Origin of the sequence: Rhizobium sp. BR 317, assembly GCF_047445835.1 — a bacterium.
GTDB lineage: Bacteria > Pseudomonadota > Alphaproteobacteria > Rhizobiales > Rhizobiaceae > Rhizobium > Rhizobium paranaense.
The window spans coordinates 1-15,858 of the sequence record NZ_JARWLB010000010.1; the positions used below are offsets into that span (position 1 = coordinate 1).

Below are 15,858 nucleotides of genomic sequence, written 5' to 3' on the forward strand. Positions count from 1 at the left end.
GGATGGCGGCATGGTGGTGCGGCTCTGGTGGAAACCGTTCATCATCTGCATCTGGGGCGGCGCCATCGTCATGGCGCTCGGCGGCTTCGTCTCGCTCAGCGACCGCCGTCTGCGCATCGGCGCACCAAGCCGCAAAGCAAAGCCGGCCCGTCCGGCGATGGAGCCGGCGGAATGATCAGACGTTTGTTCCTGGCTCTGGCATTGCTCCTCGCTCCCGCCGCCGCCTTTGCCGTCAATCCGGATGAGGTCTTGCCCAATCCGGCACTGGAGGCACGGGCGCGGGCGATCTCGGCGGAACTGCGCTGCATGGTCTGCCAGAACCAGTCGATCGACGATTCCAACGCCGATCTCGCCCGCGATCTGCGCCTGCTGGTGCGCAAGCGCCTCCTCAATGGCGATAGCGACCAGCAGGTGCTCGACTATATCGTCTCACGCTATGGCGAGTTCGTCCTGCTGAAGCCGCGCTTCAGCGAAAAGACGCTGTTGCTCTGGGGTGCGCCGATTGCTCTCTTCATTCTAGGCGGGCTCGCTCTTGTCGTCTATGCCCGCCGCCGCGCCGGCAAACCGACGGGTACGCCGCTGACGGCAGAGGAAGAAGCGCGTCTCAACGACCTCCTCGGCAAGTGACGTTGCACGACAAGTTGTCTTTACCCCATCGAAAACATTTCGCTACATTACGAATTTTTCATGGGTCGGACAGTTCGCTGTAAGGTCGGAGGTTCTATATCTTTCCCATAACCCATCGCCGCCGGTTCTGTCGGCATAAGAAAATCGGACGAGAGAAGAAAAGGTAACTCGCATATGTTCAGGAATATCAAGGACGCTCTGTCCCGTAGCACCGCTATGAAAGCTTCTGTCGTCGCCGGCCTCGCAGTCGCTGCTCTCGCCACCGGTGTTCCGGCTCAAATCAGCAGCTCCTATGCCGATGCCGTCAATGTCCAGGCTCCGCAGGTTCCGAGCTTCGCCAACGTCGTCGACGCCGTATCTCCGGCAGTCGTTTCCGTTCGCGTCGAATCCCGCGTCAATCCGGTTGCTGATGAAGACGATTCCTTCGGCCTCGGCCGTGGCTTCGACGAACTGCCGGACGATCATCCGCTGAAGAAGTTCTTCAAGCAGTTCGAACAGCAGCAGGGCCATAACCAGCAACAGGGCCAGCAGAAGGGCCAGCCCGACAACAAGGGCCGCCTGCGCCCGGTCGCGCAGGGCTCCGGCTTCTTCATTTCCGAAGACGGCTATCTCGTCACCAACAACCACGTCGTTTCCGACGGTGCGGCCTTCGTCGTTATCCTCAATGACGGCACGGAACTCGATGCCAAGCTGATCGGCAAGGACCCGCGCACCGACCTCGCCGTGCTGAAGGTCGATGGCAAGGGCAAGAAGTTCACCTATGTCAATTGGGCCGATGACGACAAGGTCCGCGTCGGCGACTGGGTCGTTGCCGTCGGCAACCCCTTCGGCCTTGGCGGCACGGTMACCGCCGGCATCGTTTCGGCGCGTGGTCGCGATATCGGCTCTGGCMCCTATGACGACTTCATCCAGGTCGACGCAGCCGTGAACCGCGGCAACTCGGGCGGCCCGACCTTCAACCTCAACGGCCAGGTCGTCGGCATCAACACCGCCATCTTCTCGCCGTCGGGCGGCAGCGTCGGCATTGCCTTCGCAATCCCCGCCGATACCGCCAAGAACGTCGTCACCGATCTGATCAAGAGCGGTACCGTGTCGCGTGGTTGGCTCGGTGTTCAGATCCAGCCGGTAACCAAGGATATCGCTGAATCCCTCGGCCTGTCCGAAGCAAGCGGCGCGCTCGTCGTATCCCCGCAKGACGGCTCTCCGGGCCAGAAGGCCGGCATCAAGAACGGCGACGTCGTAACGGCTGTCAACGGCGATCCGGTGAAAGATCCGCGCGATCTCGCCCGCCGTATCGGCGCGATGCAGCCGGGCTCCAAGGTCGATGTCTCGCTGTGGCGTAATGGCAAGGCTCAGTCGGTCACCGTCGAACTCGGCACGCTGCCGGCCGACCAGAACCAGGCTTCGAACGACGAAAACTCGCAGCCAGCCCAGCCGCCGCAGCCGTCCTCGGAAAAGGCGCTTGCCGATCTCGGCCTCACCGTCGGTCCGTCCGATGACGGCAAGGGTGTCGCGATCACGGGTGTCGATCCGGACTCCGATGCCGCCGACAAGGGCGTGAAGGAAGGCGAGAAGATCACCTCGGTCAACAACCAGCAGGTCTCCAACGCCGGTGACATCGCCAAGGTTATCGACCAGGCGAAGAAGGACGGTCGCACCCGTGCGCTGTTCCAGATCCAGTCCAATGATGGCAGCCGCTTCGTCGCTCTGCCGATCACCGCGGGCTGATTTTTCGGCCAATTGAGTGCATGGGGAGCCGCGCAGGCCACGGCTGCGCGGCTCCTTTGTTCCCAGGGCATGGTCCTCAAACATGCGCGATGGCGCGAGGTCATGGCTTATCGACGAATTGCTTTCAGGGCAGGTAGAAGATGACAACCGCTGGCCAACATGCTGTTAACTCCTCCGATTCTGGTTGTGCTGAGGCATCGCCGACGGGTAATGTCGCCCACATGAAGATTTTGATTATCGAAGACGATCTCGAGGCTGCCGCCTATCTCACCAAGGCGTTTCGCGAGGCCGGCATTGTTGCTGACCATGCGAGCGATGGTGAGAGCGGCCTGTTCATGGGCACCGAGAACGCCTACGATGTCGCCATCATCGATCGCATGCTGCCGCGCCGCGATGGCCTTTCCGTCATCAGCGAACTGCGCCGCAAGGGCGTGCATACGCCGGTTCTCATTCTCTCCGCTCTCGGTCAGGTCGACGACCGCGTCACCGGCCTGCGTGCCGGCGGCGACGACTACCTGCCGAAGCCCTACGCGTTCAGCGAATTGCTCGCCCGCGTCGAAGTTCTCGGCCGCCGCAAGGGCACGCCGGAACAGGATGTGCTTTACCGCGTCGGCGATCTGGAGCTCGACCGGCTGTCGCATGAGGTTCGTCGCGGCGGCAAGGAGATCCTTCTGCAACCGCGCGAGTTCCGCCTGCTCGAATATCTGATGAAGAATGCCGGCCAGGTGGTGACGCGCACCATGCTTCTCGAAAACGTCTGGGATTACCATTTCGATCCCCAGACGAACGTGATCGACGTGCACGTCTCGCGCCTGCGTTCGAAGATCGAAAAGGACTTCAGCCAGCCGTTGCTGAAGACGATCCGCGGCGCCGGCTACATGATCAAGGACGAGGGATGAGCCGCTTTCGCGTTCTCTTCAAGTCTACCGCAGTCCGCCTTTCCGCCCTTTACATTCTTCTGTTTGCGCTTTGCGCCGCCACGCTCGTCTTCTACGTAACGGCCATGTCGGAGCGGCTATTGACGGGGCAGATCCGCGATGCCGTGCAGCAGGAGGTCAATCAGGTCAAGCGCGCCTACGATGTCGGCGGCCTGAACCTGCTGCTGCGCACGATGGAACGCCGCGCGCGCCAGCCGGGCGCCAACCTCTATGTCATCGCCAGCCCCTCCGGCGATATCCTCGCCGGCAACGTCGCGTCGGTACAGCCCGGCGTCCTCGGCGAATCCGGTTGGACGGAACTACCTTTCATCTATGAGCGCTATACCGACTCCGGCACCGACCCCGAACGGCGGCATCTGGCGATCGCCAATATCTTCCTTCTCGACAATGGCCTGCGCATTCTGATCGGCCGTGATCTTGGCGAGCCGGAGCGCTTCCGGGTGCTCGTGCGCCAGGCCTTGATGCTGGCGCTGGCGATCATGGGCCTCGGCGCACTGGTCATCTGGTTCGGCATCGGCCGCAACGCGCTGAAGCGCATCGACCGCATGACCGAAGCCAGCCGAAAGATCATGGCCGGCGATCTCTCGCAGCGGTTGCCTGCCGGCGGTTCCGGCGATGAATTCGACCGCATGTCGGCATCGTTGAACGCCATGTTGGAGCGCATCGAGAAGCTGAACGAAGGCTTGCGGCAGGTTTCCGACAACATCGCCCATGATTTGAAAACGCCGCTGACACGGCTGCGCAACAAGGCGGCGGACGCACTCGACAATGCCGACAGCGAAGGTCGCCGTGTCGCGCTGGAGGGCATTATCGGCGAGTCCGACCAGTTGATCCGCACGTTCAATGCGCTGCTGATGATCTCCCGCGTCGAAGCCGGTTCCGTCGCCGCCGAAATGACCGGCGTCGACCTCTCCACCATCGTCGCGGACACTGCCGAGCTTTATGAGCCTGTGGCCGAGGAGGCGGGTCTGGCGCTGACGACCGATATCGAGCCCGACGTGGAGGTGCAGGGCAATCGCGAGCTGATCGGCCAGGCGATCTTCAATCTGATCGACAACGCCGTCAAATATGCCTCGGGCTGTCCCGGCAAGCAGGCGGTGGTGTTGAAACTCTCGCGTACGCCGGGTGCCGTGCACCTCGCCGTCGCGGACCACGGTCCGGGCATTCCTGCCCACCAGCGGACGGAAGTGATCAAACGCTTCTTCCGTCTGGATGAGAGCCGCTCCAAGCCCGGCACCGGCCTGGGCCTTGCCCTGGTGGAAGCGGTGATGGAGCTGCATGGCGGCCGGCTGGAACTTTCCGATACCGACCCGACCAGCCCCGACGCCCGCGGCTTGACGGTAACCATGATCTTCCCCACGCAGGAACAATAGATTAATCCTGCCCTACCGGATTGCTTCATCATGATCTCTATATCGGCTTCCGATTTTAGAGATCATGCACGATTCAAGATGTTACTGCGTGCCTTACGTCCGATCGGACGCGGCGCCGTAGGAGGAGAGCTGGATGACGACGGAAAGCGATTTTCTGCAGGATGTTCCGCCCGGGCGGCTTCGCCCGCTCAATCAGACGGAGCTGAAAGCGACGCTCGCCGACCTCAAGGACATCGCCGCAGCGGAACCGGCAATTGCCGCGCTTCTCGGAGGGGACAGTCCCTTACGCGATTTCATCTCCGCCGCATTGACGCTCTCACCCTATCTGCGCGAAACGGCCAATCTCGACCCGAAGCTTCTTGTCTCAGCCATCAGCAAACCGCTGTCACCGCAGATAGAGGCCCTGGTGGCCGAGGCCTGCCGTGCCTGGCTGCCGGCACAGGACGGTGCATCGTCGCCTGCGGAATCCGAGGTCATGAGCCGTTTGCGCATCGCCAAACGCCGCGCCTCCTTCCTGATCGCGCTTGCCGATCTCGCCCGCATTTTCGACGGAAGAACGACGACGCGCTGGCTGAGCGCCCTTGCCGAAGCCTCGATTTCGGCAGCGATCGACCATCTGCTCCTGTCGTCGCACGAGGCCGGCAAGATCGTGGTCCGCGACCCTTCGACGCCGAGCCGCGGCTCTGGCCTCATCGTGCTCGGCATGGGCAAGCTGGGCGCCGAGGAGCTGAACTATTCCTCCGATATCGACCTTGTCGTTTTCTTCGACGAAATGGCAGGCATCGTTCCCAATCCCGACGATGCGATCGACATCTTCCCGCGGCTGATGCGCCGGCTGGTGCGCATCCTGCAGGAGCGCACTGCCGATGGCTACGTCTTCCGAACCGATCTTCGTCTGCGCCCCGATCCGGGTTCCACGCCGCTTGCCATCCCCGTTGATGCGGCAATGATCTATTACGAGGGCCGGGGGCAGAACTGGGAGCGTGCCGCCTTCATCAAGGCGCGCGCCGTCGGCGGGGATATTGCGGCCGGTCAGGTCTTCATCCGAGACCTCGTGCCCTTCGTCTTCCGCAAATATCTCGACTACGCGGCGATATCGGATATCCATTCCATCAAGCGGCAGATCCATGCGCACAAGGGTCATGGCGCGATCGCGGTCAAGGGCCACAATGTCAAGCTCGGCCGCGGCGGCATCCGCGAGATCGAGTTCTTCGTCCAGACGCAGCAGTTGATCGCCGGCGGCCGCATGCCGGCGCTGCGTGGCCGTGCCACCGAGGGAACATTGGCGGAGCTGACCAAGGCGAAGTGGATCGACGCGGAAACGCGCGACGAACTGACGGAGGCCTACTGGTTTCTGCGCGATGTCGAGCACCGCATCCAGATGGTGCGGGACGAGCAGACACATCTGCTTCCCGAAACGGATGCCGAGCTGAAGCGCATCGCCTTCCTGATGGGCTTCTCCGATCTGTCCAGCTTTTCCGAGGCGTTGGTTGCCACGCTGAAGACGGTGGAGCGGCGCTATGCCCGTCTGTTCGAGCAGGAGACCAAGCTTTCGACCGGGACCGGCAACCTCGTGTTCACCGGTCAGGGCGATGATCCCGATACGCTGAAGACACTGCACCGCCTCGGCTTCGAGCGTCCCTCCGATATCTCCCATGTCATCCGCACATGGCACTATGGACGCTATCGGGCCACGCAATCGGTGGAGGCGCGCGAGCGATTGACCGAATTGACGCCGGAATTGCTGCGCGTGTTCGGCGAAAGCAAGCGGGCAGACGAGGCGCTGCTGCGCTTCGACAGTTTCATCTCGGGTCTGCCGGCGGGCATCCAGCTTTTTTCGCTGCTGAGCACCAATCCGGCGCTGCTTTCGCTCATCGTCAACATCATGTCATCGGCGCCGCGACTTGCGGAAATCATCGCCGCCAAGCCGCATGTCTTCGATGGCATGCTGGACCCCGGCCTGATGGCGGAGCTGCCGACGCGCGATTACTTGGCCGAACGGATCAACAGCTTTCTGGCGCCGGCGGGGCATTACGAGGAGGTGCTGGACCGGCTGCGCATCTTCGCCTCGGAGCAGCGCTTCCTGATCGGCATCCGTCTGCTGACGGGTGCTATCGCCGGCGCCATGGCCGCCCGTGCCTTCACCTATCTTGCCGATCTGATCGTGGAAGCGGCGTTGAAGGCGGTGATGAAGGAAATCCAGGCTGTCCATGGCGATTATCCTGGCGGCCGCGTGGCGGTTGTCGGCATGGGGAAGCTCGGCAGCTTTGAACTCACCGCCGGTTCGGATATCGATATTATCCTGCTTTACGACTATGACGATGACGCCAGCGAATCCATCGGGCCGAAGCCGCTCGACGCGACGCGCTACTTTACCCGCATCACCCAACGGCTGATGGCCGCACTCTCCGCGCCGACGGCAGAGGGCGTGCTCTACGAAGTCGACATGCGCCTGCGCCCATCCGGCAATAAGGGCCCGGTCGCAACGCGCATCAACTCCTTCGAGAAATATCAGCGCGGGGAGGCCTGGACCTGGGAGCATATGGCGCTATCGCGCGCTCGCCTGATCTGCGGCGATGAGGACCTCGTGCTGAATGCGGAGCGGATCATCGGCGAGGTGCTTTCGGCCAAGCGCGATATTCCGAAGATCGCCAAGGATGTCACCGAGATGCGGGGCTTGATCGAAGAGGAAAAGCCACCTGTGAGCATTTGGGACTTGAAGCTCATCCCCGGCGGCCTGATCGATATCGAATTCATCGCGCAATATCTGCGGCTGATCGCGCCCGCCCGGGGCGTGGGCATCGACGCCAATGGCCTCAGCACCGGCGAGGCGCTGAAACTGCTCGGCGGCAGCTTGATGGACCGCAACGATCTCGACCTCGCCCTGGAGGCGCTGCATCTTTATACCGAACTGTCGCAGTTGATCCGGCTCTGCGTCGACGGACCGTTCGATCCGGAGAAGGCCCCTTCCGGGCTGATCGAGCTGGTTTGCCGCGCCGGCGATTGCCCCGATATCAAGACGCTGGAAGCGGAACTCAAGCGGCTTTCGAAAGCGGTGCGTAAAGTTTTCCAATCGGTTGTGAAGGCGTAGCTCAGCTCCGATCAGGAATTCGAATGGCAATCACGGTGCCGATGCCCTCGCGTGAGCGGATGCGCATGCGGCCGCGATGCAGGGTCGTCAGCGACCGTGAAATGGCAAGCCCGAGGCCCGAGCCCCCTTTGCTCTTGGCATATTGATTTTGCACCTGCTCGAACGGCTGACCGATTTTGCCGAGTGCCGACTTTGGAATGCCGATGCCGGTATCGGCGATCGTCAGCGTCACCGCGTCATCGACCTTGCGTGTGCGCACCGCGATGCGCCCGCCGTCATTGGTGAACTTGACGGCATTGGAGAGGAGGTTGAGAAGAATCTGCTTCATGGCGCGGCGATCTGCCGTCAGCTTGATGCCGGAGGAGATGCGCTGTTCGACGAGGATGTTCTTGTAGGCGGCCGGAATAGCGGTAAAGCGCAGGCATTCCTCGATCAATGGTGCAAGATCGATCCGCTCGCAGGAGAGCTTGAGGTGGCCGGCCTCGATCTTCGACATGTCGAGAATGTCATTGATGACGTTCAGCAGATGCTTGCCGCTGTCGTGGATATCCTTGGCATATTCATTGTATTTCGCGGAGCCCAGCGGGCCGAACATCTGATCCTGCAGGATTTCCGAGAAACCGAGGATGGCGTTGAGCGGCGTGCGCAGCTCATGCGACATGTTGGCGAGGAATTCGKATTTGGCCTTGTTGGCGGCTTCGGCGCGTTCCTTTTCCGCGAGATAATTGGTGTTGGCGGTCGAAAGCTCCGCCTTCTGCCGCTCGAGGGTTTGCCGGGAGGCGGAAAGATCGTTGATKGTTGCCATCAACCGGCGCTCGGACTCGCGCAGACGCTCCTGGTTGCGCTTCAACTGCGTGATGTCGGTGCCGACGGAAACGAGGCCGCCGTCACGGGTGCGGCGTTCGTTGATCTGCAGCCAGCGCTCGTCGGCAAGCTGCACTTCCGTCGTTTGCGAGTGGTTGGAGCGGCCGGGATCGACAATGCGACGCTCGATGACCGGGCGGGCCGCGGCGGCGTTGACGACGGCACGTTCGGTGCCTGGCACCAGCACATTGTCCGGCAGGCCGTAAGCTTGCTGGAAGTGGCCATTGCACATGACCAGGCGGTCGTTCTTGTCCCAGAGTACGAAAGCTTCCGAAGTGCATTCGATCGCATCGGCCAAACGCTGGTCGGCCTCGGCATAGCGCTGCGCCAGCCGATGCTGTTCGGTGACGTCCATGGCGATGCCGATCATGTGGACATGACCGGAATTGGTGCGGATGACCTGGGCGCGGGCACGCATCCAGACATAGTGTCCCTTAGCGTGACGAATCCGCAGGATCTGATCGACCTGGCCGGCGGTGCCGCGGGTGACCGATCGTGCCAGCACATGCAGGCTGTTGTCATCCGGATGCATCATCCGGGCTGCATCGACGAAGGACAGCGGCCGATCGGCGGCCGGCAGGCCGAGCATGTCGTACATCGACCGCGACCAGAAGAATTCGCGGCTGGCGAAATCGAAATCCCAGAGACCGCAGCGTCCGCGCGACAGGGCGGTTTCGACGCGCAGATTGGATTCGAGGAAGATCTCATCGGCATCGCGTGCCCGTTTCACCTGGGTATAATAGGCGTAGAGAATGACGAGCAGGATGGAGGAAATGCCCGCAAAGAGCGTGACATTGAGCGTCAGCTCATCGCGCCAGAGCTTGTCGATCTGGTCCATTGAGGCGGCCGAGAGGACGAAATCGCCCTTGTCTCCGATTAAAGAAATCGCCGCATAGAAGGGCGCGCCGTCGATCATCGTCTCGATCACACCAGCATGGTCGCCAAAACTTCTGATTGTCGAAACCTCGGGGAAGAAATCCGAGATCGTCAGGCCGATATAGGGAGAGCCGGCGGCCGACGAGCCGAAGACACGGCCGCTCGCCTGCACCAGCAGGATGAATGCGCCGGTGTCGAGCCGGTCCTGCGGAAGGTAAGCCGCGAGTTTCTTTTCAGCGCCGTTTCGGTCGCCGGACTGGAAGAGGCTGGCATCGTTGGAGAAGGCTGCGGACGCCGCGGCGATGGACAGTGACGTCGCCTGGCGAGCGGCCGCGGTCATCCGCCCATGCTCCATCATCATGCCGAAGAAATGCGAGGCGGCGACGACCATCAGAAAGGAGACGATGAGGACGGGGATCACCCGCTTGAGTATATGTTCCGCCTGCGGAAAACGGCGCGAAACTGTCTCCGCCCGTACGCCCGCTCGATCGGTAACGCCGCTATGCCAGGATTTCAGACCGTCGAAATTAACACGCAGCCGTCCATCGGCCGCGGTTGCCCGCCGCACGTCCACCATCGCTCTAGCCTTGTCCCTCGTGTGATTCGCAGCGCCGCTCGCCCGAATCTACCCTAATGAATCACTCGTGATTCGCCTTGTCCAGAGGGCAGGGTAAAACTTTCTTAACCATATGCGATTTCGTGCTTTTTTGTACTCGCAATGGTAAGCCGCGGCTACAAGGGACTCGTTCCGGCTGAAAAAGGCGGGCTCAAATCACCCGCCTCGATCTCGCAAGAGCAAGCAAAAATTCATTCCTTGAGGATGCGGTCCACAATATCACGAACATCCGTCGAAAGGCTGCCGGCGCGTTCGATTTGCATCAAGGCGGAGCGGGCGTGATCGGCGCGCACTAGCTCCAGCAAGCGCCAGGAGCGCATGGAGGTCAGGATGCGGGCAGCCAACTGCGGGTTGCGCTGGTCGATGTCGAGGATTTGCTCTGCGAGGAAGCGATAGCCGGCTCCATCCGCACGACCGAAGCCGGTGGGATTGGCAAAGGCGAAGGTGCCGACGAGGGCGCGCATGCGGTTCGGATTGGTGCGCTTGAAAAGCGGCGTTTCCATCAGGCCCTGGATGCGCTCCAAGGTCGCGGCGCCAGGGATAGCCGCCTGAATGGCAAGCCACTTGTCGATKACCAGCGCGTTCTCTGCGAAGCGATCGTGGAAGCCCTGGAGGGCTGCCTTGGCTTCCGCCGACTCCGGAAACCGGTGGGCAAGGATCGTCAGGGCAGCACTGAGGTCGGTCATGTTATTCGCCGCGTCAAAGGCTGCTTTGGCGCGAGCCGGCGCGTTGTCCGACTGCKACAGATAGGTGAGCGCGGCATTCCGCAAGGCTCTCCGTCCGGCGCTGGCGGCATCCGGACTGAAGGGGTCCGATGTCTGCATGTTGTCATAGAGGGCGGCGAAGACGCTTCTCCCGGCTTCGGCAACCAGTGCGAGGATCGCCTGACGGCCGGCGTGGATTGCGTCCGGATCATTATTGCCGCCGAGTTCGCGGGCAATGTCGGCCTCACTCGGCAGGGCGAGCGCCTGGGCGCGGAAAGCGGGCTCCAGGCTCTCATCATTTGCAGCCGCCAAAAGCGCGTCGACGAAGGCTGCGTCGCAAGTGATCGGATTACCCTGCCGCGCGTCGCGGGCAGCCTGCAGCAGGTTGGGCAGGCCAAGGTCGATCAGCGCCTGCCAGCGGGCGAAATGGTCGGTTTCGTAGCGAGCGATCAGCGCCAGGTCCTTGGCGCTCTGGCTGAGCTGAAGATTGATCGGCGTCGAGAAGCTGCGGTTCAGCGACAGCACCGGCCGGGAAGGAATGCCGTGGAAGACGGCCGTCTGCGTCCGCGCAGTCAGGTGCAGGACATCGTCGGTCAGTTCCGCGTCGGTCACCGATGTCGGCGTCAACAATGCCCCGTCCGCGGCGAAAAGCGCTGTGCGTAGCGGAATATGCATGGGCTCCTTGGTCGCCTGGCCGGGAGTGGCCGGGACCATCTGCTCGAGTGAAAGAGCGAAGGTCTTGGCTGCCGCGTCATAGGTGCCCGAAGCGGTCACCAGCGGCGTGCCAGCCTGATGATACCAGAGCGAGAACTGCGTCAGGTCGCGCCCGCTCGCATCCTCGAAACATTTGATGAAGTCCTCAATCGTCACAGCTTGGCCGTCGTGGCGGTCGAAATAGAGATCCATGCCCTTCTTGAACAGATCGCGGCCGAGGAGCGTGGCGATCATGCGAGTGACTTCGCTGCCCTTCTCGTAGACCGTCGTCGTATAGAAGTTGTTGATTTCGCGGTATTTCGTCGGGCGAACCGGATGAGCAAGCGGCCCGCTGTCTTCCGGAAACTGCTCCGATTTCAGATGGCGGACTTCGGCGATGCGCTTGACCGGCCGCGAACGCTGATCGGCGGAAAATTCGTGGTCGCGATAGACCGTCAAGCCTTCCTTGAGGCAGAGCTGGAACCAGTCGCGGCAGGTAATGCGATTGCCGGTCCAATTGTGGAAATATTCATGCGCGATGATCGCCTCGATATTGGCATAGTCGGCATCGGTAGCGATTTCCGGATCAGCCAGCACGTATTTGTMGTTGAAGACGTTGAGGCCCTTGTTCTCCATCGCCCCCATGTTGAAATCGGAGACGGCGACGATCATGAAGATGTCGAGATCGTATTCGCGGCCGAACCGCTCCTCATCCCACTTCATCGAGCGCTTCAGCGCGTCCATGGCATAGGCTGCGCGTGGCTCCTTGCCGTGTTCGACATAGATCTTCAGCGCCACTTCACGGTCGGACATCGTGACGAACGTGTCCTCAACCACGCCGAGATCGCCGGCAACGAGCGCGAAGAGATAGCTCGGCTTCGGATGCGGATCGAACCAGGCGGCGAAATGCTTGCCTTCGCCATAGCCGGCACCGCCAAGGAAATTGCCGTTCGACAACAGCAGCGGATTGGCGGCTTTGTCGGCGATGATGTTGACCGTGTAGGGAGCAAGGACGTCGGGGCGATCGGGGAAATAGGTGATGCGGCGGAAGCCCTCGGCTTCGCACTGGGTGCAATAGATGCCGCCGCTGCGGTAAAGCCCCATCAATTGCGTGTTGGCTTCGGGGTTGATGATGGTCGTGATCGTCAGCTCGAAGGGCGTGCTCTCTGGCAAGTCGCGAACTGTCAGGCTTTCCGCCGTCGCCTCGAATTGCCCGGCCGGAACGTCGACCTGATCGAGCAGCAGCCCGGAAAGGCTGAGATCGTCGCCATCGAGCACAAGCGGTGCCTTGGGGTCGGTACCTTCGCGGCGATGGAAGATCAGCCGCGCTTCGACCTTGGTCTCGGTCGGATGCAGATCGAAGGTAAGGTCCACGCGTTCCAGAACGAAGTCGGTGGGACGATAGTCTGCCAGATGGACGATCTGGCCGGTGTCTGTTCGCATGGTCTATCCTGATCAGGCTTATACTGCGGCGGGCGGCGTTGATCCGAAGCAGCGCTCCGGAAGCAAATCCGCGCGCATCATTACATCGAAATCTGAACCAAAGTTAAAGTCATATCGTGGCGCCGCTACAATTCGTGATGGCGAGCAAAGTATTTGATCGGGAAGGCCACGTTTGATTTCAGGTTGAACGCCGCCTTGATCGCGTCGTCGGCTTCCGTTTGCTCTGCGACGACACCATACCATCCAAGCCCATCATGGTCTTCACAACCGAGCGTCTTGGCACAAGCGACGATGGTGTCGTTATTGTCGTAGTAGCTACCCGCGTTATGCGATCGTCCTTGGTTCGGCTCCTGGCCGACAGATCCGAGGCGATCAGTCGGCCGTCGACTGCATCGTGCGGACCGTCGATTCGCTGCTGCCACGGACGGGCAGAGATATGGACTGGAAGTCCGTCTTTTCGACGCGTCCCTCGTTCGGCTTGCGCATGGCGATGCGCCAGCCGGCATAGCCGGCATAGAGCGCAAAGGCGAGAGCCAGGAACCAGAGAAGGCCGGATGGGCCGGCAACTTCCATCATCGCGCCGCCGACCAGCGGCCCGGAGACCGTGCCGAGTCCATAAAGCAGCATGATGCCGCTGGAGATGGTGACATATTCATCCGGCGCTGCGCGGTCGTTGGCATGGGCGACATTGAGCGCATAGATCGGATAGAGCACGGTGCCGATGAAGAAGCCGGCGATATAGAGCGTCAACTGCGCATGCACGTCGAACAAGGTCATGATGGCACAGGCGAGGACGCCGACGACGCCGCAGACGATCATCACGTAGCGACGGTCCATCAGGTCCGATATGCGACCGATCGGCATTTGCGATACTGCACCGCCGGCGAGCACGCAGGCAAGCAGCGTCGCACCCTCGGCCGTGTTCATGCCGACATTCTGGGTATAGACGCCGCCAAGGCTGCTCCATGTGCCGGAAAGAGCGCCCGACAGCAGCGAACCGACGAAGGCGATCGGCGATAGCCGATAAAGTTTCGGCAGGTCGAACTTGGCCTGATGAATCGGCGTCGGCGACTTGGCGGTCGATAGCGCCGTCGGCAGCATCGCGAGCGCGAAGATGACGCCGCAGAGAATGAAAAGCGAGGTATTGCTGGGATCGCCGAGCGGCACCAGATATTGCCCACCGATCGAGCCGACTAGGCAGGTGATCATATAGACCGAGAAGATCGTCGCGCGATTGTCGTTGGTGACCCGCTCGTTCAACCAGCTTTCGATGATAAGATAGGCGCCGGCGATGCCGAAGCCGCTGATGCAGCGGAAAACCAGCCAGGCGCGCCAATCGACCATCAATGCGCACAGCAGAATGCCGATGCTGAGAAGTGAGATCAGGGCGCCGAAGACGCGCACATGTCCCACCCGCTGCACGAAGCGCGGCGTGACGATGCAGGATATGGTGAAGCCGAAGGTGTAACCAGTCGCGATCACCGAAATGGTGAAAGTCGACCAGCCTTCCGCCACGGAGCGGATCGGGACGACGAAGTTCATCAAGCCATAGCCGACCATCATCAACAGCGTTGACAACATCAGACTGGCGATCGAGACGAGGCTGGCCAGCATTGAAGCGGGATTCCGGTCGATTGGTTAAAGCAGATGCGCGTCGTGAAAGCGCATCTTGCTCTAACCCAGCAACGATGCGCGATCAATCGCGACGGCATATGGCGCGGTTGGTTGATCTGTGGCCCACCTCGCAAGTTAGTCTAAAAAAGATGATGGTGAAAGAATGGTTTTAAAGTTAAATTATTTGTTTAACTTCTTGTGATAACAGTGTTTTCACATAACTATAGCATGCTATCTGATGTCGGAGCTGCGATCTGAAGCCGCAGATTTATTCAAAAAAATGAGAACAATTCCTTCCGATCGGTCTTTTAGAAGGGCGCCATAAGGAGGCCCGATTGAGCTTTTCCGTCGAGCAACTTGCTTGCCATCCCAAATTCGTATCCTCCCTGCGTTTTTTAGCGGAGGCTTTGCGGGATCGCTACGACAGCGGACCGCGGATCGCACGCCTGTTGGCCTCGCATCAGCGCTGGCTCTTGACCCAGACGGCCTATGCGCTTCATCTCGAATATGATCCTGCCGTTCCCGGTTCGGGCCTCACCGTTGTCAAGCTTCGCGACGTGATCACTCAATACCGCGTCGCAAGCCGCAACACCGTGTTGAGCTATGTCGAGGAACTGCTGACGTATCGCTTCCTCGTTCCTGTCCCTGGCGTTGTCAAACGTCCGCGCCGCTATGGGCCGGCCGAAGTCAGTCACACCGCGATGATCAGTTGGTATCTTGCCAATCTCGCCGCACTCGATCTGCTCGATGACGGCAACCGCGCCGCCACATTGGCCACTCATCCGGAGCTGATCGATCTGGCGCAGCCGCGTATGGCGCGCCGCTGCCTGGAAACGACAGCCTGGCGGGAGCCGCCGGAGCGCGTCGGCCTGTTTCTCTGGACGGAAGCCGGGGGACTGGTGATGGACCATCTCGTCTCTCGGCTGGATATGAGCACCGAAGTGGATGGACGCGTCAATCTTGGCCGCATCGATACACGGGCAATCGCCGCACAGTTCATGATGTCGCGCACCCATCTACAGCGCCTTTTGCGCAAGGCCGTCGATGGTGGCAGTTTGGGCTGGTACGACGAATCGAAAAAGACTCACCTTTGGATGTCCCGCGACTTTCTTGACGAATATTGCCGCTGGCAGGCCGAGAAACTCGCTGCTGTGGATGAAGCGTTTGCATGGGCGCAATCGGCAGCCGCGTGTGCGGTTTCAGAGCAGTGAGCCAAATAAAAACGCCGAGCTGGGCCCGGCGCTGTTCTTCATGAAAATCTCTTATGAAATCCGAAACAAAAAGGGGCGGG

The 15,858-nt window shown here is 61.0% G+C and carries 10 protein-coding genes and 1 pseudogene; 7 read left to right on the forward strand and 4 right to left on the reverse strand.

Annotation, left to right across the window (positions count from 1 at the left end; all coding sequences use genetic code 11):
- From QD357_RS16960 to QD357_RS16985, 6 genes are all read left to right on the forward strand, one after another.
- On the forward strand, nucleotides 1-175 hold a 175-nt coding region (locus QD357_RS16960), incomplete at its 5' end, for a cytochrome c-type biogenesis CcmF C-terminal domain-containing protein (protein ID WP_414124659.1).
- Nucleotides 172-627, forward strand: coding sequence for a cytochrome c-type biogenesis protein CcmH (locus QD357_RS16965; RefSeq protein WP_183937649.1), 456 nt, complete (start codon nucleotides 172-174; stop codon nucleotides 625-627). The genes QD357_RS16960 and QD357_RS16965, both read left to right, overlap by 4 nt.
- 174 nt (nucleotides 628-801) lie before the next feature.
- Entirely contained in the window at nucleotides 802-2,355 is a 1,554-nt protein-coding gene (locus QD357_RS16970) for a Do family serine endopeptidase (RefSeq protein ID WP_414124622.1), read from the forward strand.
- 140 nt (nucleotides 2,356-2,495) lie between these two features.
- On the forward strand, nucleotides 2,496-3,254 hold the full coding sequence (locus tag QD357_RS16975) for a response regulator transcription factor (protein ID WP_183937653.1): 759 nt from the start codon (nucleotides 2,496-2,498) through the stop codon (nucleotides 3,252-3,254).
- Complete coding sequence (locus QD357_RS16980; RefSeq protein ID WP_183937655.1) at nucleotides 3,251-4,666, forward strand: sensor histidine kinase; 1,416 nt, start codon at nucleotides 3,251-3,253, stop codon at nucleotides 4,664-4,666. The genes QD357_RS16975 and QD357_RS16980 overlap by 4 nt, the downstream gene beginning before the upstream one ends.
- Nucleotides 4,667-4,799: 133 nt before the next feature.
- On the forward strand, nucleotides 4,800-7,757 hold the full coding sequence (locus QD357_RS16985) for a bifunctional [glutamine synthetase] adenylyltransferase/[glutamine synthetase]-adenylyl-L-tyrosine phosphorylase (protein WP_107107508.1): 2,958 nt from the start codon (nucleotides 4,800-4,802) through the stop codon (nucleotides 7,755-7,757).
- A gap of 1 nt (nucleotide 7,758) precedes the next feature.
- On the opposite strand, the gene QD357_RS16990 is transcribed toward QD357_RS16985, so the two are convergent.
- The 4 genes and pseudogenes from QD357_RS16990 to QD357_RS17005 form a co-directional block, all read right to left on the reverse strand.
- The gene (locus QD357_RS16990; protein WP_414124623.1) at nucleotides 7,759-10,074 is read right to left on the reverse strand and encodes a PAS domain-containing sensor histidine kinase; all 2,316 of its coding nucleotides are present in this window, start codon (nucleotides 10,072-10,074) and stop codon (nucleotides 7,759-7,761) included.
- A gap of 230 nt (nucleotides 10,075-10,304) precedes the next feature.
- Entirely contained in the window at nucleotides 10,305-12,953 is a 2,649-nt protein-coding gene (gene pepN / locus QD357_RS16995) for an aminopeptidase N (RefSeq protein ID WP_414124624.1), read from the reverse strand.
- Nucleotides 12,954-13,078: 125 nt separating this feature from the next.
- Nucleotides 13,079-13,273, reverse strand: a pseudogene (locus tag QD357_RS17000) (hypothetical protein); the annotation flags it as partial.
- Nucleotides 13,274-13,325: 52 nt separating this feature from the next.
- Nucleotides 13,326-14,567, reverse strand: coding sequence for an MFS transporter (locus QD357_RS17005; protein WP_107107511.1), 1,242 nt, complete (start codon nucleotides 14,565-14,567; stop codon nucleotides 13,326-13,328).
- A gap of 335 nt (nucleotides 14,568-14,902) precedes the next feature.
- Between QD357_RS17005 and QD357_RS17010 the strand changes: the two genes are divergently transcribed.
- A complete protein-coding gene (locus QD357_RS17010) occupies nucleotides 14,903-15,778 on the forward strand; it encodes a hypothetical protein (RefSeq protein WP_414124625.1) in 876 nt (291 codons plus the stop codon).
- Nucleotides 15,779-15,858 lie beyond the last annotated feature (80 nt).